We start from the raw sequence: 22,634 nt of genomic DNA on the forward strand, positions 1-22,634 counted from the left end.
TTTTATAAAAAAATGATTATATTAAAAGATATTTTTTATCTTTTAATAAATTTTAATTTTTTGACACAATGAATCAATATCAAGCTCTAAAAATTTTTCCACTTCACTTGTTTTGCCATGGGTTATAAATTGATCTTCAAATTCAAAACTTACTAGTTTTATATGATAAAGATTTTCTTTTTGTAAAAAATTTGTAATCAAACTTCCCACTCCACCTATTTTAGCACTATCTGAAAAAACAAACCAAGTTTTTGTATCTTTTGCCAACTCTTTTAAAAGCTCTTCATCTAAAGGCTTTGCAAAAATCAAATCTATTAAGCTCGCATAATCTAATCCAAGTTTATCTAAAGCTAATTTTGCCTTAGCCACACCTTGACCAAAACCTAAAAATACTTTATCGCTTTGTACTTTAGATAAAATTTGAGCTTTAGCAAGTTTTATCTCACATGGATTAAAATCATCATTTAATAAAAAATTACCCCTAGGATAGCGAAAAGCAAAAACGCCTTGATGAAAATATGCATATTCCATAATATTTTCCATCATAGCCTCATCTCTTGGAGCTGCTAGAGTAATATTTGGTATAGCACTTAAAAAGCTAATATCAAAAACACCCTGATGAGTTTCTCCATCTTCTCCTACAATTCCTGCTCTATCCATAGCTATAACTACATTTAAATTCATAATAGCACAATCATGAATTACTTGATCATAAGCTCTTTGCATAAAAGTACTATAAATTGCTATAAAAGGTTTAAAACCTTCTTTTGCCATAGCCGCCATAGAAGTAACTGCATGTTGTTCTGCAATTGCGACATCCCAAAAACGTTCAGGATATTTCTCTATTAATTTATCAAGTCCAGTACCACTTGGCATAGCAGCAGTTACACCCACTATATTTTCATATTTTTGAGCTAAATTCAGTAGGGTATTTGAAAAAATTTCTGTGGCGCTTTTTTTACTTATATTTGCCTTTAAACTCTCCCCGCTACTTCTATCAAAAGCACCTACTCCATGCCATTTAGCATTTTTTCCCTCGGCTAATGTATAACCCTTGCCTTTGATAGTTTGCGCATGCACAACGCAAGGTTTTTTCATAGCTTTTGCTTGATTGAGCGCATTAATAACCTCATTTAAATTATGTCCATCAATGGGACCAATATACTCAAGCCCTAATTCTTCAAATAAAAGTCCAGGTGTGATAAGTCTTAAGCCCTCTTCAAAACGCTTTGCCATATAAGAAGCGCCTTGAGGAAAGTACTCTAAAAGATTTTCTATGCGTTTTTTAAATTTTTGATAAAACTGCGTTGCCATTGCCTGAGAAAGGTATTTTGAAATAGCTCCAATTGGCCTTGAAATACTCATTTCATTATCATTTAAAATGATCACGCAAGGGTATTCTCTATCACCAAGTTCATTTAAAGCTTCATAAGCCATACCTGCACTTAGCGCTCCATCGCCTATTAATACAACAGGCAAACGATCTTCATTTTTTAATCTTATAGCCTTGCAAGCTCCAACTGCTAAAGATATAGAAGTGCTTGAATGTCCTGCTACAAAATAATCTCCCTCATCAGGCTTTGTATAACCACTTAAACCATTAAACTGTCTTAGAGTATGAAAATTATTTATTTTACCACTTAAAAGCTTGTGTGGATAAGATTGGTGTGAAACATCAAAAATAAAAGGATCTTTTTTTACATCAAAAACATAATGCATAGCTATACTAAGCTCAACTACGCCTAAATTTGAACTTAAATGTCCACCATTTTTACTCACTGTGTCTATAATAACTTCACGCAAATTGTTAACTAAATTTTCTAACTCTTTAATTTGCATATTTTTAATATTTAAGTTATTTAAGTCTATCATTCATTAACCATATTTTTGATTTTTTGCAAACGATTATTAAGGTTTGATTCTATATTGCCTGCATCACTTAATATTAAAATACTCCCTTTATTAATCGCATCATCAAGGCTAAATTTGATATTACTTTGCTCTTGTTCTAAATGTGATTTTACATATTCAAAATCATCAGGGCTAAGTTTTAATTCTATTTTAGTAGCATTTTTAAGCTCATTCATAAGCTCTTTTGCTAAATTTAATGCTATAAGTGAGGAATTTTCCTCAAGTTCTTTTGCAATCACTTCTTTTGCGATGATTACAGCTGTATCGGCTAATTCTTTTTCATTTTTAGATAAAAACTCATTTAAATTTTGCACTGTATTTTCAAGTTTTTCTACACTTTTTAAGTATTTTTCTTTTAAAGCTTCTAATTCACTTTCAAAATTTTTTTGAGCTTGCTCATAACCTTCTTTGGTAAATTTTTCTTTTGCATGTTCTAATTCTGTATTTAAGCGATTGTTAAATTCAGCCTCTTGGCTTTCTATTTGCATTTGTAATTTAATAATATTTCCTGACATTTCATCAGTTTTTTTAAGCAAATCTTCTACAAAATCAGGTTGGATTTGTGGTTGTGGAGCTTGTGGGGTAGTTTCTACTGTTTGATTTTCCACTGCTTGCTGAGTAGTATTTTGAGCCAGAGGAGTTTGATTTATAGTTTGAGTTTCTTCTTGTTTTTGCTCTTCATTAGAAGACATTTCACTCATAACTTTAAAATGATATCCCTCAACTACATGAGCAGAAATATTTTCAGGTGAAATTACATTAGTTAATTTAGCCATAATCTTACTCTATCATCTCATCAGCCTCACCCACTTGGATAAGACCTTGTTCTGCAAGTTTTTGCACCACTTCTACAACTTTTCTTTGAGCCTCTTCAACATCTTTTACACGTACAGCACCCAAAAAGCCCATTTCTTCTACAAAAGCTTCAGCAGCACGCGTTGACATATTTGCCATAAATTTTTGTTTTAAATCCTCGCTTGCACCCTTTAAACCTATCATCAAATCGCGTTTATCAGCAGCTTTTAAAACTTCTCTAATCGCATTAGTACTAAGTTGAGAAATATCATCAAAAGTAAACATTAAATCTTTAATGGTTGTAGCAAGTTTTTCATCACTTTGCTCAATATAAGAAAGTGTTGTTTTGGATGCTTTTTGACCCAAGCGATTAAGCACTTCAGCAACCGCTCTTGGACCACCCACTTCAACTTTATAAGAAGTAAGACTTTCAAGTTTACTTTCAAGCACCGCAGATACTCTTTTGATAATTGAAGGTGAAATATCCCCAAGATTTGCCATTCTTATTACAACCTCAGCCCTTAACTCATCGCTAAAATACTCCAAAGTTTCAGCAGCTTGAGTAGTATCCATATGAGCTAAAATCAAAGCTATAGTTTGCGGGTGCTCTTTAATGATAAAGTCAGCAAGCTGTTGTGGTTTGATTTGAGAAAGATAAGCAAAATTTTGATTATTTTCCATACTTTTGGTAAGTTTTTCCAAAATTTTATTGGCAATTTCAGGGCCAAAAGTTCTAAATAAAATTTCTTTTGCATATTCCAAACCGCCACTTTTTAGATATTGGTTTGATTGTAATAAAGTATAAAATTCCTCTAAAACTGCAGTAGCAACTGGTTTGTCAACATTTTTTGCTAAAGCGATATAGCGAGAAATTTCAGTGATGACATTAATATCCATATGAGAAAATAAAACTGTCGTTACATCTTCTCCAAGTTGAATTAAAAAAATTGCGACCTTTTCTGGCATAGAAAGGTCATCATAGACCATTTTTTGTTCTTCACTAAGCTTTATCATCAGATATCCTTCTCACCAAATTCAGCTTCATTTTCAACAAGTTTTTGTAACAATAATGCCACTTCTTCACCTTTTTCATTAGCCACTGCTCTTAATTTTTCGAGCAAGACATCATATTGAAGCGCATCTTCATCAAAATTATCCCCAAAGCCAAGTTGCTCTTCAACTTTCTTACGTGCTGCGTTGAATTTTTCAATAGCATCTTCAGCCTCGTCAATGATTTGCCCGTCTTTTCCTTCCATCTCTTCTTCAAGCTTGATATCTGCAAGCATTTTTTGTGAAAATGGCACAATAACTTTTTTATAAAAGATGAAAAGTAAAATCGCAGCAAAGACATACTTAACAGGTGGGATAAATGGCTCAACAAATCTTGAATAGAAAGTTTGAACCTTATTTTCAACTTTGGCTGTTCTATGAAATTCCAAATTATTTACTTCAACCGCATCACCTCTAGCAAGATTAAAACCTATAGCACCTTTAGTGAGATTTTCAATAGCTTGAATTTCTTTATCGCTCAAAGGAATATATTCATTAGTAATATTCCCCTGATCATCAGTAATTACTTTGTATTTTCCATCTACTACAACGGCTGCAGAAATTCTTTTAACAGTCGCAAATTGCTTAGTGGTATTGGTGATTTTTTTAGAAATTTCATTATTAGTTGTGGTTTGGTTTTTAGTGTAAACCTCGCGTGCATCTTTATCATCTAAACCTTCTACAGGACCGATGTTTGAAACAGCACCTGGTACACCTTGAATTTCTTTATCTTTATAGCCTTCTCTATGCTCTTCCAAGGTTTGCTCACTACGCACAACGGTATTTGGATCATATACTTCACTTTGTGATTCTTCTTTAGAAAAATCATAATCAATACTAACCTTTGCTACTACCCTATCATAACCACCTGCAAATGGAGCAATAGAAGCAACAATTTTTTGCTCTAATTCATATTCTTGATCTCTTTTATATTTAATTTGAGCAGCGATTAAATCACTTTCAAAAGCACCCTCATCATCTAAAGGAATACCTTTTTGATCCATAATTTTTACATTTTCAGGGGTGAGTTTTGTCACTGAAGAAGCAATTAAGTTCTTAATCCCCATAATTTGCTTTTTATTAAGCTTTAAGCCTTCTTTTATCGTCAAAGCTACTGAAGCAGTTGGTGGGACTTGTTGTTGAGTAAAAAGTGTATCTTTAGCAAAAGCAATATGCACTGTGGCGCTATGAATAGGCTCTAAACTTTCAATTGTTCTAGCAAGTTCACCTTCTAATGCTCTTTGGTATTTTACCTTTTGCTCAGCTTCTGTTGCGCCAAATTCTTGTTTATCAAAAAGCTCAAAACCTACTTTATTATCTTTTGGCAATAACCCTGCAGAAGCAATAGCCAAACGCTGTTTATACACTTGTTCATTAGGTACTAAAATAGTTCCCTCATCACGCAAAATATAAGGAACCCCGCTTTTTTCAAGTTGCGTTACTATCATCGCTGAATCACTAGTATTAGCATTTTCAAACAATACTGAATATCCAGCCTCACTAGCTACTGTAGAGCCGCTTCTAAAAAGGGTTAAAAATACTAAAAATCCAACTACAACAACAATAGAAGCAGCAATGATAATACGCTGTCTTAAACTTAAATTTTGATAAAGCTGACCTACTTGGTGCAGTATAGTTTTATAATCCATTTATTTCCTACAAACTAAAAATTTTTAGAAAACTCTTCAAAAAACCTTGAATTTTCATACTCTGTACCTATACTTATACGCACAGCATTTAAACCATAACTTTGTAAATTTCTTATTATTATACCGTTTTTAAGCAGTTTTTTAGATAAATCTGTGCTATTTTTTTCATCAAAAAAATAAGTAATAAAATTTGTATAGCTTGGAATGTATCGAATTTTATAATTTTTAGCAAAATCTTCATAAAGTTTCATTTGTGAAAAATTATTTTCCAAAGTTTTTTGCACAAACTCATCATCATCTAACACGGCAACAGCAGCTTTTAAACTCAAATTAGTCACATTAAAAGGTGCTCTTAATTTATAAAACGCATTGATAATTTCCTTGCAAGCTATACCATAACCTACTCTCATGCCACCCAAACCATAAAGCTTAGAAAAGGTTCCTAGATATACTGTATTTTGAAATTTATGGATTAATTCCTTAGGATTGATATGTTTTTTGCTATCTTTAAATGAAGCAAATTCATTATAAGCTCCATCAATGGCTACCAAACAATCCTCATCAATTTTTTCTAAAAACTCAAAAACCTCACTTGCGTCTAAACACTCACCTAAAGGATTATTAGGCAAGCATAAAAAGATTACTTTGATTTCATTTTTATGCTTTTGATATAACTCATACAACTCATTTAAATCATGGGTTAAGTTTGGGGTTTTATAAACCTTAACTCCTAGTTGTTTTGCATAAATTTCATACATAGCAAAGCTAACCCCGCATTGCAAATAAGCCTTAGAATGATCAAGTTTTGCATGCACTATATATTCTATGATTTGATCACTCCCACTACCTATGATGAGATTTTCTTTTAAAATATCATATTTTTGTGCTAAAGCTTGTTTTAATTCACTCATAGTATCATCAGGATATAAATGAGCTAAATGTGCATTATTTATAATGGCTTCTTTAGCTTTTTTGCTTGTACCATAAGGATTTTCATTACTCGCTAGTTTAATAACTTCTTTTAAACCATATTCTTTAGCAATTAAATCCATATCCTTGCCACTTTCATAAGTTTTAATAGCTTCTAAAAAAGGATTAAATTTCATTACTTTCTCCTGATAAATACGATCCAAGCCATTTTATATGCTCAGCTTTTTTTAATACTCTTTGGACATTTTCATCATCAATATGTCCTTCAAAATCTATATAAAAACTATGTACAAATTCTCTTGTTTTTATAGGGCGTGATTCAAGTTTTGTTAAATTTATCCCCTCTTTTTTAAACTCATATAATAAATCACTAAGCCCACCTGGTTTATGTGCAGCAAGTGCTAAAATAGAAGTTTTACAATGAGGCATTTGAGGTATTTTTATATCACTTAAAATCAAAAACCTAGTGCGATTTGCCAAATTATCCTCAATCGTTTCAAATAATATAGGCACATTATAAAGTTTTGCTGCAATTTTAGAGCAAATCGCAGCTGAAGTAACATCTTGCGAAGCTAAATAAGCTGCATGAGCTGTGGATTTGCTTGCTACAAATTCCACTTCGCTTAAATCATGACTTTCTAAAAAATTTCTACATTGATTATAACCTTGTGGATGAGAATATATGCGTTTAATATCTTTTAAATTTTCACTCATACTTACAAAAGAATGATGAATGTCCATATAAATTTCAGCAAAAATCTTTACATCTTCATATTTTCCAAGACAATCAAGCGTCACACCCACTGCACCTGCTGTATTATTTTCTATAGGCACTACTCCATATTTTGCTTCTTTGTGAGCTAATTCTTTAAAAACATCTTCTATATTTGCAAGTGGAGTATAACGACTCATAGCACCAAAACGCGTTCTTGCTACTTGATGCGTATAGCTTCCCTCAGGTCCTAAATAAGCTATGCTTTGAGGCATTTCTAAATTTCTTGATACAGCAAAAATTTCTTGATAAATTGCTTCGATTGCATTTTGATCTAATAAACCATGATTATAATTTTTAAGTCTATTTATAATAGCTCTTTCACGCTCAGGTCTATAAATACTCCCACCTAAATTTTGCTTAATAACTCCTATATCTTTAACATGAAGCATTCTTTCATTAAGTAAAGCCAAAATTTTATCATCGATAGTATCGATTTTATTGCGTAATTTTTCTATCTCTTTCATTTAAACCTCGATATGTAGTAATCCTTAATACTATCATATACAAAATTAAGTTTAGTTGTATCAAGACCTTGAGTGTTAGAAATTTTACCGCTTAAAACTAAGGCTGTTTGCATGCCAAGCTCATAAGCACCAAGCAAATCGCCTTTAAAATCATCACTAATGATTAAAGTCTTTTCAAAACTTACATTACGATCTTGTTGTTTTAATAAATTTAAAGCACTTTCATAAAAAGCCTTACTAGGTTTTCCTATCACTTTATAATCAAACTCGCATGCATTTTTAAGCATAGACATAATACTTCCAACACCTGGATAAAGCCTTGAGTTTTTCTTATAAATACTACTTTCATGCATTGCTATAGCTTGCACACCATTTTTAAGATACTCTATCATACTAGCAAAATCTTGAAATTTAAAATCATCATAACTTGCTAGTAAAAATGCTTTTGGGTTTTTATAATCAAGCTCATAGCCTAACTCTTGAAGTGAATCTAAAAATTCTTTTGCTCCAAAAGCTGCTATTTTACAAGGCTTTAAATGATCTTTTAAAACACAAAAAGGATCAATATAAACTTTTTCATTAATTTCAAAACCCAAATTTTGCAAATAATTTAAAAAATCTAATTTTTTGGTATTATTGGTAATAATCACATAAGGAATTTTTTCTTTATTTAAAGATTTAATGAGTTCTAAAGCACCATCTATAGGACTTTTATCATGATCTGAAATCAAAGTCCCTTGTACATCTAAAAATAACATTTCAATCCTTTAAAAAATCAAGCTCTAAAGCAATTTGATCCTCATAACTTTCTCTTTTTCTAATCATTCTTACCGTGCCATTTTCACAAGCTAGCTCGCATACTCTATTGCGAGTATTATAATTACTACTCATACTAAAACCATATGCACCTGCACTTTTAACTATGATCAAATCTCCTGCTTTTGTTTTAGCTAATTTTCTATCTTTAGCTAAAAAATCTCCACTCTCACAAATCCCACCAACAATATCACAAAGGCTTTCTTCTTTATTTTCGCTCAAAAGCTTAATTTCATGATAAGCACTATATAAACTTGGACGCAATAAATCATTCATCGCCCCATCAACAATCACAAAACGCTTTTTATCATTAAATTTTTCATATAATACTTTAGTAACAAATTCACCTGCATTTGCCACTAGAAATCTACCAGGTTCCATACCTATACACACATCAAGACCTTGTAAACTTGCTAAAATTCCTTGAGCATAATCATATAAATTTGGTTCTTGTTCATCTTTATAACAAACTCCTAAACCCCCACCTATATCAAAGAATTTAATATTAATTTTTAAAGCCAAAAGTTCTTTTACTAATTTTGCAACAATCGCAGAAGCTTCATGAATACTGCTTATATCAAGAATTTGCGAGCCTATGTGAAAATGCACTCCAACTGGCTCTAAAAATTGTGAGTTTTTAGCATAAAGATACATTTTTTTAGCACTTTCTATATCTACGCCAAATTTATTTTCATGCAAACCTGTAGAAATGTAAGGATGTGTTTTAGCATCTACATTTGGATTTACTCTTATGCTTATACGGGCTGTCTTTTGATTTTCTTTAGCAATTTGTTCCAAAAGAAGCATTTCTTCATAGCTTTCTAAATTTACATAAAGTATGTTTTGTTCTAAAGCATATTTTAACTCATCAGCACTTTTACCTACCCCACTAAAAATAATTTTATAATTTTTAGCTCCTGCTTTTAAAGCTCTATAAATCTCGCCTGCGCTAACACAATCAAACCCACTATCTAAAGAAGCTAAAAGTTTTAAAACACTTAAATTAGAATTTGCTTTAACTGCATAAAAAATTTGTGATTTTCTTGCTTTAAATGCATCTTTTAACATTGTAAAACGTTCTTTGATTTTATCAAAATCATAAATATAAAATGGTGTGTTATATTCTTTTGCTAGTTTTAAATAATCCATAAAAACCTCACTTGTAGTTATTTGTGTTTAAAATAATAAAAACTTCCTATACTCATTAAAATAAATACTGGCAGCATTATACCAAGCTCTGGAAGTAAAATTTCATTTTCACTCAATCTTGTTAATAAAAACAATAAACCCCAAACTAAAAGTATGCACACAAAAAACACAAAAGCTAAAAGTGCAAGATTAAAAAATCTTGCAGTTAAAGGAAAATAATAATACACAATAAGCATCAAAAATGGTGCAAAAAATGGTGTAAGAATTAAAGAATATAAACTTGTTCTAAGTGTATTAGTAGAAATATTTTGTTTTGCAAAAATCACCATACTTTCTAGTGCGTCTAAAATAGAATAAGAAGGATTACTCTCTACTAAAGAAATTCTTTCTAAAATTTTTGGAGAAAAATCTTCTAAACCTTTAATATTTTTAAATTCTTCTATACTTAAACCCTCTTTTGAAACAATCAAATTTTGCGGTACATTAGTAGCTTTAGCATCATTTAAATCCCAAGAATCTCCATTAAATTTAGCAGTTTTTGCATGGATTATGCTTTGAATGTCTAAATTTTTTACATCAAAGATTTTTACATTATATAGGGTTTGAGAACTTGTTTTTTGTATATAAATGAATTTATCATTATATTTAATCAAAACTTCCCCACCCTCTCTATCTACAACGCCACGCTTAAGAATATTACTTTTATATTCATCTGCATAAGCAAAGGAGCTAAAATTAAGTCCTACATAAACACAACAAAAAAACATAGCCCATAAAAAAGGATAAAAAATCACTTGATTTTTACTTAAACCCAAAGCATATAAGCTAACAAATTCATTCGAGCGTATCATATTAAAAATACATAAAACCAAAGCAAGGACTATAGCTAAAGGTAGTATATAAGAAGCTGCTGAGCATGTTAAGAAAAATATATATAAAAGCTCTAAATTTGCACTTTTTGGTAGTCTATTGAAATTGAGCAAAAAATCAATCGCTACAAAGAAAAAAGTCAAAGAAAAAAATAAAATAAAAAATGATTTTAAATACAAAGATGAAATATAGCGAAAAAATATACTCATCGTTTAACTTTTTAAAGAATATTTTGAAGCGATTTTTTCTATATCAGAATTTAAAAGCTCAAATAAGGCTTTTTTACTATGTTCTAAAACCTTAGTTAAGCTTTCTTGCTCTTCTTGTTTAAATTTCCCCAAAACATGAGAAATTACATCTTGTCCTTTTCCTACTCCTATACGTACTCTCTCATAAGCATTACCACAAAGATTATCTATACTTTTAAGTCCATTATGTCCACCACTTGATCCACCTATTTTAAATTTCAATGCACCTAAATTTAAATCTATATCATCATGGATTACAATAATTCTATCACATTTATAGTATTCACTAACAGCTTTTACGCTTTCTCCGGATAAATTCATATAAGTGGAAGGTTTTAAAAAAAGAGTAGAAGAGCTTTTAAAAAGCTCTCCTTTAAATTTAGCATTTGAAAGCTTTGTTGTTTGCAAATCTTTCAAAATTAAGTCAATTAGCATAAACCCTACATTATGACGGGTTTGGGCGTATTGTTCTCCTATATTACCAAGTCCTACGACTAAGGTCATTTTATCTTGCTTTTTCTACGCCAACTACAGCTACTCTATCAGCATCAACCATAGTTACACCCTCAGGTACAACCACATCGCGGATTAAAAGTGCATCACCAACATCAAGTTTAGTTACATCTAATTCAAAATAATTTGGTAAGTTTTCAGCTGCACATTTTACTTTCAATCTTCTTTTTGATTGGATTAAAACACCTTTATTTTTAAGACCCATAGCTGTTCCTACGATCTTTACAGGAACCATATATTTAGAAATAACACCTTTTTGCGCTACTTTTAAATCTACGTGTTTTAATTCTGCAGTTACAGGATCTTTTTGATAATCAACTACCACAACATTTAATACTTTGTCTGCTACTTTTACATCAAAAGCTAAAGTAGTTTTTTTGCGTACTTCTTTAATAAATTCATTTACTTTAAAAGCAGCATTGATGTTTTCTAATCCTTTTCCGTAGATGTTTGCGATTAGATAACCATCTCTTTTTAAAGCTTTAGCAGCTTTTCTACCGATACTCTCTCTAACGATACCTTCTAACATCTGTTTCCTTTCTAAAAAAATAAACGCTAATTATAGCTAAATAAGTTTATAAAGATTTTAAAATATCTTCATAAGCTATGCAAAATTGCTCCAAACCATCATCAAGCAAATCTTTACAAGCTTTACTTAAAGCATCTTTTGAAATATTTGCATTCAGTTTTTTCTCTATACACTCATCTTTCAAAGGCTCTTTAAATACGATTTGCTTACCTTTAAAAGCCTTAATAGCATCTAGTGGTGCAGTATTAATAGCTTTATCATAGAGTAATTCTTTAATATAATAATCTTTTTCTAAATCATCACCCTTAACACCCGTGCTTGCAAACAAGGCTCTAATATTTGCTTCATTTTGTTTAATGATATAATTATAAGCCTTTGTTGCAGTAAGAATTCCTATATAATTTTTATCTAAAACTTGATTATTTAATAATCTATCAAAACGGCTTACAAAAATACTAATAACCGCTTGAGGCTCTTTTTTGGCTGCGGTATTATTTTTTCTAAATTCTTTTAAACCTAAATTTAAAGCTTCAAAGCATTTTTTAGTTTGCTCAAAATCAAAAATCAAAGTAGCATTTACACTAATACCATTTTTCATTAATTCTTGCATTACTTCATAAGAAGCTTCTGTGGCAGGAATTTTCATCATCACATTTTCTTTTGCAATTTGCGTGTATAATCTTTTTGCCTCAGCCAAAGATAAGCTAGTATTATCTTTTAATCTCGGGTCAATTTCAATACTAATAAAACCATCATTATTTTCATAATAATTAATAGCTAATTTATCTGCAGCCTTAGCAATATCTTCTACCGCAAGATACTCATATAAGGCTTTTTTATCTTTGAGATTTGATTTTTTGATTTTTTCTTTATAAATAGCTGAGTTTAAAATCGCATTTTTAAAAATAGCAGGATTTGAAGTAGCACCATTGATTGTTCTTGAGTATATTAAATCCAAAAATTCATGATCTAAAAATTCATTTTCTATAAAATCACACCATAGTGAAAATTTTTTCATTGTATTACCTTTATTATTTCTTTTAAATCTTTTTTATCTATACAAATATCTGCATGAGATCTTAAAATTTCTTTGGCACAAAAAGCTATTTTTAATCCACATTCTTTAAACATAGAAATATCATTAGCTCCATCGCCCACACACATAATTTCTTCTGTTTTTAAATTTAAAAATTTCTTAAGTCTTTGTAGTATAATACCTTTTGAGTTGTTAAACATAATTTCTCCACCAACTTTTCCCGTTAAAACACCATTTTTACTATGCAAAAAGTTAGCAAAACCAAAATCAAAATGAAGTTTATTTTGTATTAAGTCAATTCCCTCATGAAATCCACCACTAAAAACAATAATTTTTATATTTTTATTTTTTAAATACTCGCATAATTCTTTAGCGCCATTCATCAAAGGTAAATTTTCACAGCACTTTCTTACTTGATCAACTGGCATTCCCTCAAGCAAGGCTACTCTAGCACTTAAGCTTTCAAAAAAATCAAGCTCACCATTCATTGCTTTATCGGTGATACTTTTAACAGCATCACCGACATTATACTCTTGTGCTAAAATGTCGATGGTTTCTCCATCCATTAGCGTAGAGTCAAAGTCAAAGGCACAAAGCTTTATCATTAAAATTCACGCTTTAATAAAGCTTCGGCTTTTAATATAGTTAAAATATTTTCCTCTCTTTTACCTATACCAAAAATCATACCTTTTTCTTTTAGTAAAGTTTCAGGTGGCGGATCAATTCTGCTTCTGTGAATTTTGATAGCCTCTGTTAATCTATCTATCACAAAACCCGCATTACCTGCAGGAGTTTGATTTCCATTTGCTACGCCTTTTAAAACAATATATCTAGTTTGAGGTGTCATTTTAGAACTACCTTGATTAAATCTTTTTGCAAGATCTATCAAAGGCATAACATTACCCCTCATATTAAACACACCTAAAACATAATCAGGTACACTTGGAACCCTAGTATATTCTATAGGTTTAATAATTTCTTGAATATTAAGAATAGGAATAGCATATTCCTCATCTCCTACTACAAAACCAACAAGCTGAATAATATCCTCTTCTTTATCCACATCTGGTTCTGCAATTTGCGCTTGTTGTTTTTGCAAAACCTGGCTTAATTTATCATTCATCTTCTTATCCTAGTTTTAAATTTTTTCTAACTACATTTTCTAAGTACTCTGGAGAGTAAGGCTTAGTAATATACTCAGTCATTCCTACTTCCACACCTCTTAGACGGTCTGATTTACTAGTTCTTGAAGTTACCGCAACAAGTGGAAGGTTTTTGTATTTAGAATATTTTCTAATTTCACCTGCTAGGGTATAACCATCCATTCTTGGCATTTCAATATCAATCAGCACTGCATCAATATCATGCTCACCTGATTTAATTGTATTTAATGCCTCAACACCGTTAGTTGCTTCTATAATACTCACACCTAGTGGTTCTAGTGATTTTTGCATGATATTTCTATCCATCTTAGAATCATCCACTATAAGTACTGTATAATCACTTGGTTTTTCTTTCACAACTTTTTTAGCTTGCGCTTCAATTTGTGCTTTAATATCTACTTTGATCTCTTTAGCTATATCCATCATAGCAGCAACATCAATAATCAAAGTAACTCTACCATCACCACGAATCGTCGCTCCTGCTATACCTTGGATGTTTTGTAAATATTCACCCATAGACTTAATAACGATTTCTTCTTGACCTACTAAAGTATCTACTATAATACCAAGCTTACTTTCTGCTACACCTATAACAACTACATAAGTTTGATCAGTATTTTCAAGCACTTGTTTTACACCAAATACATCTGAAAGTCTTACTAAAGATAAAACCTCATCTCTTAAGCGAAGTACGTTTTTACCTTCAATGGTATAAATATCATCAATTGGCACCCTAACTGTCTCAAGAACACTTGCAAGAGGAATAGCATAAAACTCTTCTTGTGTACCTACAAGCAATGATTGAATAATTGCTAAAGTAAGTGGGATTTTAAGCTTCATCACAGTGCCTTTACCAAGTTCACTGTCAATCTCAATCACACCATTTAGTTTTTCAATATTAGTTTTAACAACGTCCATTCCAACGCCACGACCTGAAACATTAGTAATTTTAGCAGCAGTTGAAAAACCTGGTTTGAAAATCAATGCAAACGCTTCTTTATCGCTCATTTGATCAGCTTCGCGCTCTGTGATTAAGTTTTTCTCTATAGCTTTTGATTTTAAAGCATCCGCATCAAGTCCTTTACCATCATCAGCAATTTCCACTACAATGTGGTTTCCTTCATTGTATGCTTTAAGATTAACGGTTCCTTTTTCTGGTTTACCATTAGCCACACGTGTTGCTGGATCTTCTATACCATGATCACACGAGTTTCTAATCATATGCATAATAGGATCACCAATTTCTTCCACAATAGACTTATCAAGTTCAGTTTCTTCCCCTGAAATTTCAAGCTCCATTTGCTTGCCAAGTTCACGACCCAAATCACGTACAACTCTTGGGAATTTGTTGAAAACTTTTGCAATAGGTTGCATTCTTGTTTTCATAACTGCTAATTGAATATCTGTAGTAACAATGCTAAGTTGCGATACTACTTGGTTTAATTCTTCTAAGAATTTTTCCCCATCATATCTTTCTTCAACATCATCATAAATTTTTAATAAGCGGTTTTTACCAAGAACAAGCTCACCAATTAAGTTCATCAAATGATCAAGTCTTTTTACTTCAACCCTGATGGTTTGATCCATATTTGCACCACTGCTTCCACCACCTGCTGCAGGAACTTTTTTCTCAGCAGTTGCATTTTGTGCTTGAGCGGCTGGTTTACTTGGAGCTGGATTAGCTTCTTGTGTTTTTTTCTTTTCAGCACGTCTTGCTTGGTCTTCAGCTTTTCTTACTTTTAAAAGTCTTTCAATTTCAGCCTCAACCTCATCATCACTGAGTTTATTTACATCAACTTCAGGTTCTTCAGCCTTTGGCTCTTCTTTTACTTCTTCTTTTGGCTCTTCAGTTTTAGCCGGTGCAACAGACTCTAAACTTTCACCCTCTGAAATAGCGGTTAATCTTGTACAAATTGGAGCTATATCAAGTCCTATCGCTGTATCATTTCCATTATCTCTAATAGAATTTAATAAAGTTTTCATCATATCAATAGACTCTAAAACCACATCCATTACTTCAGGAGTAATTTTAAGCTCATTGTGTCTTGCTTTATTTAAAACATCTTCCATGTGATGAGTAAGTTTTGTTAAAACATCAAAATTTAAAAAGCTTGACGAACCTTTAACAGTATGTGCAACACGGAAAATTCTATTTAATAGTTCTAAGTCTTCAGGATTTGCTTCTAATTCAACCAAATCATGGTCAATTTGCTCAACTAGTTCAAAGGCTTCAACTAAAAAATCCTCAAGTATTTCTTGAATATCTTCCATTTTTACTCCTCACCTTTTTCATGTTTTTTAATAACACGAGAAATTTCAGCAAAGAAATCACTTGCGTTAAATTTAACCAAATACCCCTCACCACCTGCTTCTTTAACACCTTTATCACTCATAAACTCATTTGATAAAGAAGAGTTAAACACGATAGGAATATTTTTAAATCTCTCATCTTCTCTTACTTTAGCTGCAAAGTGGAAACCATCCATTTGAGGCATTTCAACATCACTTACGATGATTTTTAGATGTTTATTTAAATCATCACCATATGCCCCATATAGTTCTTGAAGTTTTTGTAAACCTTCAACCCCATCTTTTGCTTCTACAACTTTTAAGCCGATTTTATTAAGTAAATCTTTAACAAGTTTTCTTGCAGTAGAACTATCATCAAGTGCTAAAGCTATACCTTCAATTTTTTGAATCTTATCATCTTCAATATCAGTTTGTGGAGTATAAATTCCAAGCTCTTGCACTATACTTTCTAAATCTAGGATAAGTAAAACCTCATCACCCTCGATTCTAGTTACACCTGTTATTTTACTTTTATCCAAACTACCTGCACTTGTAGCAAAATTAGCTGGCTCGATATTTTTCCAATTAATTCTACGAATTCTTTTTGCCTCATGTACGATAAAACCGATTAATACATTACTAAATTCAGTAATGATAACTCTAGGTTTTATATTTGTCATTTCTGGCTCTTGAATTTGCATCCATTTAGCTAGATTAATCACAGGAATTACCACACCACGAAGATCAAAAATACCTTCAACATACTCAGGCACCCCTGGAATTTCAGTCAAAAAAGGAATTTTTATGATTTCTCTAACCTTAGAAACATTTACACCATAAATTCCCTCATAGACTTTATCTTGGCCTTGCTTAAAGATGCGAAAATCAACAAGCTCCATTTCATTTGAACCTGTTTTAACGACATTCTCATCAAACATTATGCCTCCTTAAGTTCTATTTTGTGAAATCTGATTTCTGGTTCATATTTTACTACAAAAAAACTTTCCTTGTATGCAAAAGTAGGTAAATTTAAATATTTTGTATCCTCAAATTCTAAAAATACATCTTGATGATAATGTCCTTCTATTATAAATTTTACATTGTAGTGTTTTATACGCTCTTTTACTAAAGTAGCAAATTGAGGAATTTTTCTAATAAGTTGTTTTTTATTTTGATTTGTTAAAATTTTTTGAGTAATTTTTTCTTTACTAGTAACATTTAAAAAATTTAAAAAAAGTAGTAAATAATGATTTCTCAAACTTTTTAAGCAAAATTGCAAAAAAGGTTTTAAAAAAATATCCCCATGGGCTAATTTTACTAAGGTTTTATCTTGAAATTCGCAAAGCAAAGGCTGTTGTTTTATACTAAAAACCTTCACTTTTTTAAAAAATTTAGCCAAATTAAAATCGTGATTACCTTCTAAATAAATGATTTCAATCTCATTAGCAAGTTCTTCAAGTAAGTCTATATAAGCTTTTGCAAAATCATGCGTGGCTTTTACCTCATAAATTAAAAGATCAAAAATATCACCCATTAAAAAAAGCTGTGGAGTTTGAATTTTTTTATTTTTTAAAGCTTGCAAAAAATCCCAAAAACCACGCCTATTTTCATTTTCATGCGCATCAGCAATGAAAATAGCATTTTCTTTTATACAAATCAATATCTTGCTTTCTCGTATTTTAACACTTTATCATAATCTACTTCGCCATTAAAAATTCTAATCCTATTAGAATTAAATTCATCACTTAACACATCTCTAGCGGGATCATAATCCTCGACTTTAATGCCACCAATGGTTGTCATCGTATGAATCAAATCGTCTATCATAAATGGTCTATTTTTAGCTTTTATTATCCTATCTACTAATTCAGGATTGTTTTGTTTGAATTTATCACTAACTATAAAAAAGAATGGAATTTCAGCAGTGAATCTTGAGGTTACAAAATGTTCCGCTCTATCTCTATATTCATAGACACTTTCTCCATGATCACTAATATAAACAATAATCGCCTCTTTATCTTTGAAAAAACTAAATACTTCGTTGACAAAATAATCATTATAGAGCACCGCATTTGCATAGTTAGCAATATTTACTTTAAATTTCTCATCTAAATTTCTTTTTATATCTTTACTTGTAAATTTAGCAAACTGTTTCTCGTATCTTCTGTCATATCTAAAGTGAGTTCCCATCAATTGTAAGACAAAAAAATTCTTTTCATTAATTCTATCTTTAATAAGTGGCAACATTTCAGTATCAAATGCTTTGGTAAAAATTTTATCATCTGTTGCAAATTTATTTAAAAAAATAGTTTCTTTGGCACGATTTGCTACAGCAGTAGTAATACTCGTATGACCACTCATCGGTTCATGGTTTGATATAAAAGCAGTGTTATATCCTGCCAACTCAAATAAATCAATAATATTTAGTCTATCATACCAATTTTCCTCATTTTCTATATTTGAAAAATTCATAATCCTTCTTAATGAAGCTTGAGTGCTTGCAAAAGGCGATATCGTGTCGCTAAATTTAATCAAGTTTCCATTTTTTTCTAAAATATCTAAATTTGGAGTAGTTTTTAAATCATAACCATATAAACTCATATAGTTTCTTTGAGTACTTTCACCTACAATAAAAACCACATAAGGGATTCTTTTTTCAATATTTATCTTCTCTTTATAAGAATTAGCAACATTTTGATAATTATTCAAATAAAAAACATAATTTGCCCACAATCCAGTATCGCCATAATAACCTCTAATTTGCAAAGGCAAATCAAAAAAAAAGGTAAAATTAATTTTATCTAAAGAATTTATTCCCTGTTTTTTAATAAAATAACGATTAGCACAGTCTAATAATAATCCTACAATAACAAAAATATAAATAGCGCAAAAAGATATTAGTATTTTTTTATTTGGTAAATATAAATATTTTTGTATTTTACTAAAAAAATAAATCCATAAAAAAATAAAAAGCAAAAACAATATAAAAATACTGATCAATTTGATATCAATATAAAATTCAAAAAATTCGTAAATTTCGCCTAAATTTGTTTGCAAGAAAAAATCTATAAACATAGGGTTAAATTTAGCAGAATAATTTACCAGCAAATAGGTTTGCAATATAAAAGCAATGACAGCATAAACTGCTAAAAAATATACAATATACCTAGCTCTTTCTTTAAAAAAAAGAAAAAATATATGAATGATAAAAATTTCTAGTATAAACACTATAAATACATTTTTTACAGCTTTAAACAATATCCATTCATAAATTTCCCTTTCAAAGGTTAAATAACTCCACCACAATGAAATACTTACATCTAAAACAAAAATTAAAGATATATATGGAAAATATTTAATAATAAAATCAAAGTATCTTTCTTTTTGCATTAAAATTCCAAAGCTTTGTATTCTATAGAAATGATTTCAAATTCACTCTCGCCTTTTGGCAAACGCACTTTAAAATCATCGCCTTCTTTTTTACCAAGCATTGCTTTAGCAATAGGCGAACTAATGGAAATATAGCCTTTTTCTAAATTTCCCTCATTTACCCCTACCAAAGTATAAGTGCTTTGTTTTTCACTTTCTAAATCCTCTACAACAACAGTTGAGCCAAATTTCACACTATCATGCTCGTAAGAAGATGGATCGATGATTTGCGCTCTTGAGATCAAATCCCCGAGTTCAGCTATCTTTCCTTCTATAAAAGCTTGTTTTTCTCTAGCTGCGTGATATTCTGCATTTTCTTTTAAATCTCCATGACTTCTTGCTATGTCTATTTCTTCTACTACTTTTGGGCGTTCAACTTTCTTTAAATGTTCTAATTCTTTTTCTAATTTCTCATAGCCGTATTTACTCATAGGTTCTTTTTGCATGATTTATCCTTATTTGATTTCATAAAGTATTTTAGCTAAATTTTTTGCACTTGCAAATTGCAAATATTCTTTTAAAAAATCTACTTTATCAAAAAATGCCTTATAATCGTATTTAAGATAAGCTTGATATAAATTTTCCACATTCACTTGCTCTTGTAAAAATTCAGGATTAAGCTCGCTTTTTCCTGCAAAATCTAAAAAAATATTTGCAAGGCCTATGTGTTTAAGTTTTACAAAACATCTTGCGATAAATACATCAATAGCTTTAGCTTTATAAGCAAGCACAAAAGGCATGCCGACCAAAGCTGCTTCAAGTGTAGCTGTGCCACTACAAATAAAAGCAAAATCAGCATTTTTTAGCACTTTTGGGGTATTGCTTTGAATTTCAAAATTACTCACATCTCCATAAAGATCTAATCTTTTTAGATTAAACTCGGGCACACAAAGGATTTTTTTACCTTTAAATTTAGTGCTTAATTCTCTAAAAATAGGCATTAAACGCTTTATTTCACTTTTTCTTGAGCCTGGCAAGAAAGCGATTGCTTTCTCATCATCATTTTTTGAAAGTATAGAATTTATATCTTCTTGATTTTTAAATTCTTTTATCTCATCTAAAAGTGGATGACCCACATAAGTGCTTTTGCTAAAAAACTCACTATCAAAAGGTAAAATAGAAGCTAGCACATCAAAATGACTTTCTATGATGGGTATGCGACCTTTTTTCCACGCCCAAACTTGAGGCAAGATATAATAAATTCTTTTTGCTTTGGAATTTGCTTTTTTTAAAGCCTTTGCAAAAGGTATGTTAAAAGCAGGTGAATCTATACATAAAATCGCATCAATTTTTTGAGTAAGACTTAAATTTACTAGCTCTTTTATAGCTTTTTTGGCTTTTAAAATGAGTGGCAAAACCTCTATAAAACCCATAGCGCTAAACTCATGTGAGCTATAAAGTGGCTTGGAATTTAGACTAAATTCTTTACATAAACTCTCATCATAAATTCCTACTAAATCAAATTCTTTATACTCATTTTTATAAACTTTTAAAACTTCTTTTAAATGCAAATTTGCTGAAGGCTCTAAGGCACAAACTAAAAAGGTTTTCATTAACCTACCTTATATCAATTTTAAAAGACATTTTAACAAATTTTAACTTAGAGTTTAAACCCGCAAAGCGGGTTTAGTTTAATAAAGCGGAGTTGCTTCAACGATAGCAGGGGCAAAGAAAAATAATTCTTTTAATTCTATAGGTACAGAAGGATTTACGGTACAATCATCTAAACCAAAGCGATTTTCTATAGGCACGCGTGCTTCATAAAAAGTACTCATACATTTTACCCCACCATGCGTTAAAGATCTAATTTGCACAGCAGAACTTGTAGTAGGCATGATAGAAAAAACCGTTTGCATTTGTCCATCTTGTAAATCTTGCTTACAAGATTTTGTTCCAAAAGTTTTTTCATCTAAAACAGCCAAACACACATCAGCACCTCTAGGATTTATAAACTGCACATAACCAAAAGGGCGTTGCACAGCATACCTGTCCTTTTCTTTTAACTCATCGCTAAGTATTATTTCTTTTAAAAACCAATTTTGCTCTTCTAGTATTTCAGAGCTATACCTAAAAGGACTTAGTGAAATTCCTGTTTCTAAAGATCTTATGGCAAACATAGGTGTAAAATCTTCTAATTCATCTAAACTAACCTCAGCTCTTAAAAAACTCAAAACCATAAAAAATAAAATACAAATTTTTTTCATCATTTACTCCTAAGGTCTTCTAAAATTCACAGGAAAATGATCAGAAGCTAAAAAAGTCCTAAGTCCTGCTACAGCTAAAAGAGCAATGATTGGCGGTGGATTATACAAAGAAGCTGTATTGGAATTTCCTGTGATAGCATAGTCAATAATCCTTCCGCTAGTTTGAGTATTAGTATTTGGAGGGATCACTCGTGTACGTGCTCTTAAATCTGGATCAAGTAAAGAAACCAAAGATCCTGCTTCTCTATTAAAATCACCCAAAATCATCCAATTAATCTCTGGTCTATTTCTAAAAAAACTATCCACAGCACTCACAATAGCTCCACCATCATTACCTCCACTTGCTAAAGCATGTATGCTAAAAAACGCATCATTTCCTATGCGAATTCCTATAATAGGTCTTGAAGCAACGGTTGGAGGTGGTAAAACAAAAACCTCATCAGCTTGCACTCTACTTACTATAGCCATATTTACACGGTTTGCTCCAACATCAACTCTTGAATAATATATAAAAACAGAATTTGGACGGCTTGATGAGCCCAAATTCCACTCATACTCATGAATAGGAATTCCAACTCCCACAGGTTGAACTTGTCTTGGAGTCATTATAGCTGTGCTTGGTAAAACCCCTGCTTCTTGAACAGCTAATATATCCATAGGATTAGCACCCGTTACAAGCTGTCTTATACTAATATTCCATTTGCTTTCAGTAGAAGCTGATGAGCCTTGTAAATTCCAAGTTCCGCTATTATAATTTTCTAAAGCTCCAAATAATAAATTAAAACTAAAAATTAAAAATATTATCTTTCTCATT

The 22,634-nt window shown here is 30.9% G+C and carries 22 protein-coding genes; all 22 read right to left on the reverse strand.

The genetic code is table 11. From position 1 onward, the window contains the following. Nucleotides 1–42: 42 nt before the first annotated feature. Nucleotides 43–1,839: a 1-deoxy-D-xylulose-5-phosphate synthase gene (gene dxs / locus L8U98_RS04595; RefSeq protein WP_412175044.1), complete on the reverse strand. Its 1,797-nt coding sequence runs from the start codon at nt 1,837–1,839 to the stop codon at nt 43–45. Nucleotides 1,840–1,868: 29 nt separating this feature from the next. Continuing rightward, nucleotides 1,869–2,687 (reverse strand): flagellar assembly protein FliH, encoded by an 819-nt coding sequence (gene fliH / locus L8U98_RS04600; RefSeq protein ID WP_263706706.1) that lies wholly within the window; start codon nt 2,685–2,687, stop codon nt 1,869–1,871. Between the two features lie 4 nt (nt 2,688–2,691). Continuing rightward, nucleotides 2,692–3,720, reverse strand: coding sequence for a flagellar motor switch protein FliG (gene fliG / locus L8U98_RS04605; RefSeq protein ID WP_012662055.1), 1,029 nt, complete (start codon nt 3,718–3,720; stop codon nt 2,692–2,694). Then, nucleotides 3,720–5,405: a flagellar basal-body MS-ring/collar protein FliF gene (gene fliF / locus L8U98_RS04610; protein WP_263725145.1), complete on the reverse strand. Its 1,686-nt coding sequence runs from the start codon at nt 5,403–5,405 to the stop codon at nt 3,720–3,722. The genes fliG and fliF overlap by 1 nt, the downstream gene beginning before the upstream one ends. A gap of 14 nt (nt 5,406–5,419) precedes the next feature. After that, entirely contained in the window at nt 5,420–6,511 is a 1,092-nt protein-coding gene (hisC, locus tag L8U98_RS04615; RefSeq protein ID WP_263725146.1) for a histidinol-phosphate transaminase, read from the reverse strand. After that, nucleotides 6,501–7,574, reverse strand: coding sequence for a prephenate dehydratase (gene pheA / locus L8U98_RS04620; protein ID WP_070255253.1), 1,074 nt, complete (start codon nt 7,572–7,574; stop codon nt 6,501–6,503). Before pheA ends, hisC begins: the two co-directional genes overlap by 11 nt. Next, nucleotides 7,571–8,332: an HAD-IIA family hydrolase gene (locus L8U98_RS04625; protein ID WP_263725147.1), complete on the reverse strand. Its 762-nt coding sequence runs from the start codon at nt 8,330–8,332 to the stop codon at nt 7,571–7,573. Before L8U98_RS04625 ends, pheA begins: the two co-directional genes overlap by 4 nt. Before the next feature lies 1 nt (nt 8,333). Next, nucleotides 8,334–9,539 carry a diaminopimelate decarboxylase gene (gene lysA, locus L8U98_RS04630; protein ID WP_263725148.1) on the reverse strand — a complete coding sequence of 402 codons (1,206 nt, stop codon included), beginning with the start codon at nt 9,537–9,539 and terminating at the stop codon, nt 8,334–8,336. A gap of 17 nt (nt 9,540–9,556) precedes the next feature. Beyond that, nucleotides 9,557–10,618, reverse strand: a complete 1,062-nt coding sequence (locus L8U98_RS04635) for an LptF/LptG family permease (protein ID WP_039642280.1) — start codon at nt 10,616–10,618, stop codon at nt 9,557–9,559. 3 nt (nt 10,619–10,621) lie between these two features. Next, on the reverse strand, nt 10,622–11,161 hold the full coding sequence (gene pth, locus L8U98_RS04640; protein ID WP_263677313.1) for an aminoacyl-tRNA hydrolase: 540 nt from the start codon (nt 11,159–11,161) through the stop codon (nt 10,622–10,624). Between the two features lies 1 nt (nt 11,162). Further along, nucleotides 11,163–11,699 carry a 50S ribosomal protein L25/general stress protein Ctc gene (locus L8U98_RS04645; protein WP_133319540.1) on the reverse strand — a complete coding sequence of 179 codons (537 nt, stop codon included), beginning with the start codon at nt 11,697–11,699 and terminating at the stop codon, nt 11,163–11,165. Nucleotides 11,700–11,745: 46 nt separating this feature from the next. Beyond that, a complete protein-coding gene (locus L8U98_RS04650; protein WP_263725149.1) occupies nt 11,746–12,717 on the reverse strand; it encodes a transaldolase in 972 nt (323 codons plus the stop codon). Continuing rightward, a complete protein-coding gene (gene serB / locus L8U98_RS04655; protein WP_263679481.1) occupies nt 12,714–13,340 on the reverse strand; it encodes a phosphoserine phosphatase SerB in 627 nt (208 codons plus the stop codon). Before serB ends, L8U98_RS04650 begins: the two co-directional genes overlap by 4 nt. Then, nucleotides 13,340–13,858 carry a chemotaxis protein CheW gene (locus L8U98_RS04660; protein WP_039668837.1) on the reverse strand — a complete coding sequence of 173 codons (519 nt, stop codon included), beginning with the start codon at nt 13,856–13,858 and terminating at the stop codon, nt 13,340–13,342. The genes serB and L8U98_RS04660 overlap by 1 nt, the downstream gene beginning before the upstream one ends. Nucleotides 13,859–13,862: 4 nt before the next feature. Beyond that, nucleotides 13,863–16,169: a chemotaxis protein CheW gene (locus tag L8U98_RS04665; protein WP_263663914.1), complete on the reverse strand. Its 2,307-nt coding sequence runs from the start codon at nt 16,167–16,169 to the stop codon at nt 13,863–13,865. Nucleotides 16,170–16,171: 2 nt separating this feature from the next. Beyond that, nucleotides 16,172–17,125: a chemotaxis protein gene (locus tag L8U98_RS04670; RefSeq protein ID WP_263663913.1), complete on the reverse strand. Its 954-nt coding sequence runs from the start codon at nt 17,123–17,125 to the stop codon at nt 16,172–16,174. After that, on the reverse strand, nt 17,125–17,847 hold the full coding sequence (locus tag L8U98_RS04675; protein ID WP_263725150.1) for a UDP-2,3-diacylglucosamine diphosphatase: 723 nt from the start codon (nt 17,845–17,847) through the stop codon (nt 17,125–17,127). The genes L8U98_RS04670 and L8U98_RS04675 overlap by 1 nt, the downstream gene beginning before the upstream one ends. Next, nucleotides 17,844–19,577, reverse strand: a complete 1,734-nt coding sequence (locus L8U98_RS04680; RefSeq protein ID WP_263725151.1) for a phosphoethanolamine transferase — start codon at nt 19,575–19,577, stop codon at nt 17,844–17,846. The genes L8U98_RS04675 and L8U98_RS04680 overlap by 4 nt, the downstream gene beginning before the upstream one ends. After that, nucleotides 19,577–20,062 (reverse strand): transcription elongation factor GreA, encoded by a 486-nt coding sequence (gene greA / locus L8U98_RS04685; RefSeq protein ID WP_039619215.1) that lies wholly within the window; start codon nt 20,060–20,062, stop codon nt 19,577–19,579. The genes L8U98_RS04680 and greA overlap by 1 nt, the downstream gene beginning before the upstream one ends. A gap of 9 nt (nt 20,063–20,071) precedes the next feature. Beyond that, on the reverse strand, nt 20,072–21,169 hold the full coding sequence (gene lpxB, locus L8U98_RS04690; protein ID WP_263725152.1) for a lipid-A-disaccharide synthase: 1,098 nt from the start codon (nt 21,167–21,169) through the stop codon (nt 20,072–20,074). Nucleotides 21,170–21,247: 78 nt separating this feature from the next. Continuing rightward, nucleotides 21,248–21,820 (reverse strand): cytolethal distending toxin subunit A, encoded by a 573-nt coding sequence (locus L8U98_RS04695; protein ID WP_263663910.1) that lies wholly within the window; start codon nt 21,818–21,820, stop codon nt 21,248–21,250. A gap of 9 nt (nt 21,821–21,829) precedes the next feature. After that, the gene (locus L8U98_RS04700) at nt 21,830–22,633 is read right to left on the reverse strand and encodes a cytolethal distending toxin subunit B family protein (protein ID WP_263663909.1); all 804 of its coding nucleotides are present in this window, start codon (nt 22,631–22,633) and stop codon (nt 21,830–21,832) included. Nucleotide 22,634 lies beyond the last annotated feature (1 nt).

Origin of the sequence: Campylobacter sp. RKI_CA19_01128, from assembly GCF_025771175.1 — a bacterium.
GTDB lineage: Bacteria > Campylobacterota > Campylobacteria > Campylobacterales > Campylobacteraceae > Campylobacter_D.

Excerpts from the sequence above, each read along its gene's own strand:
- greA (WP_039619215.1), bottom strand. The coding sequence starts at position 20,062 with ATGCAAAAAGAACCTATGAGTAAATACGGCTATGAGAAATTAGAAAAA.
- lpxB (WP_263725152.1), bottom strand. The coding sequence starts at position 21,169 with ATGAAAACCTTTTTAGTTTGTGCCTTAGAGCCTTCAGCAAATTTGCAT.
- fliG (WP_012662055.1), bottom strand. The coding sequence starts at position 3,720 with ATGATAAAGCTTAGTGAAGAACAAAAAATGGTCTATGATGACCTTTCT.
- dxs (WP_412175044.1), bottom strand. The coding sequence starts at position 1,839 with ATGCAAATTAAAGAGTTAGAAAATTTAGTTAACAATTTGCGTGAAGTT.
- L8U98_RS04645 (WP_133319540.1), bottom strand. The coding sequence starts at position 11,699 with ATGTTAGAAGGTATCGTTAGAGAGAGTATCGGTAGAAAAGCTGCTAAA.
- L8U98_RS04700 (WP_263663909.1), bottom strand. The coding sequence starts at position 22,633 with ATGAGAAAGATAATATTTTTAATTTTTAGTTTTAATTTATTATTTGGA.
- L8U98_RS04635 (WP_039642280.1), bottom strand. The coding sequence starts at position 10,618 with ATGAGTATATTTTTTCGCTATATTTCATCTTTGTATTTAAAATCATTT.
- fliH (WP_263706706.1), bottom strand. The coding sequence starts at position 2,687 with ATGGCTAAATTAACTAATGTAATTTCACCTGAAAATATTTCTGCTCAT.
- serB (WP_263679481.1), bottom strand. The coding sequence starts at position 13,340 with ATGATAAAGCTTTGTGCCTTTGACTTTGACTCTACGCTAATGGATGGA.
- pth (WP_263677313.1), bottom strand. The coding sequence starts at position 11,161 with ATGACCTTAGTCGTAGGACTTGGTAATATAGGAGAACAATACGCCCAA.
- hisC (WP_263725146.1), bottom strand. The coding sequence starts at position 6,511 with ATGAAATTTAATCCTTTTTTAGAAGCTATTAAAACTTATGAAAGTGGC.
- L8U98_RS04670 (WP_263663913.1), bottom strand. The coding sequence starts at position 17,125 with ATGTTTGATGAGAATGTCGTTAAAACAGGTTCAAATGAAATGGAGCTT.
- L8U98_RS04625 (WP_263725147.1), bottom strand. The coding sequence starts at position 8,332 with ATGTTATTTTTAGATGTACAAGGGACTTTGATTTCAGATCATGATAAA.
- L8U98_RS04680 (WP_263725151.1), bottom strand. The coding sequence starts at position 19,577 with ATGCAAAAAGAAAGATACTTTGATTTTATTATTAAATATTTTCCATAT.
- lysA (WP_263725148.1), bottom strand. The coding sequence starts at position 9,539 with ATGGATTATTTAAAACTAGCAAAAGAATATAACACACCATTTTATATT.
- L8U98_RS04650 (WP_263725149.1), bottom strand. The coding sequence starts at position 12,717 with ATGAAAAAATTTTCACTATGGTGTGATTTTATAGAAAATGAATTTTTA.
- L8U98_RS04665 (WP_263663914.1), bottom strand. The coding sequence starts at position 16,169 with ATGGAAGATATTCAAGAAATACTTGAGGATTTTTTAGTTGAAGCCTTT.
- L8U98_RS04695 (WP_263663910.1), bottom strand. The coding sequence starts at position 21,820 with ATGAAAAAAATTTGTATTTTATTTTTTATGGTTTTGAGTTTTTTAAGA.
- fliF (WP_263725145.1), bottom strand. The coding sequence starts at position 5,405 with ATGGATTATAAAACTATACTGCACCAAGTAGGTCAGCTTTATCAAAAT.
- pheA (WP_070255253.1), bottom strand. The coding sequence starts at position 7,574 with ATGAAAGAGATAGAAAAATTACGCAATAAAATCGATACTATCGATGAT.
- L8U98_RS04660 (WP_039668837.1), bottom strand. The coding sequence starts at position 13,858 with ATGAATGATAAATTAAGCCAGGTTTTGCAAAAACAACAAGCGCAAATT.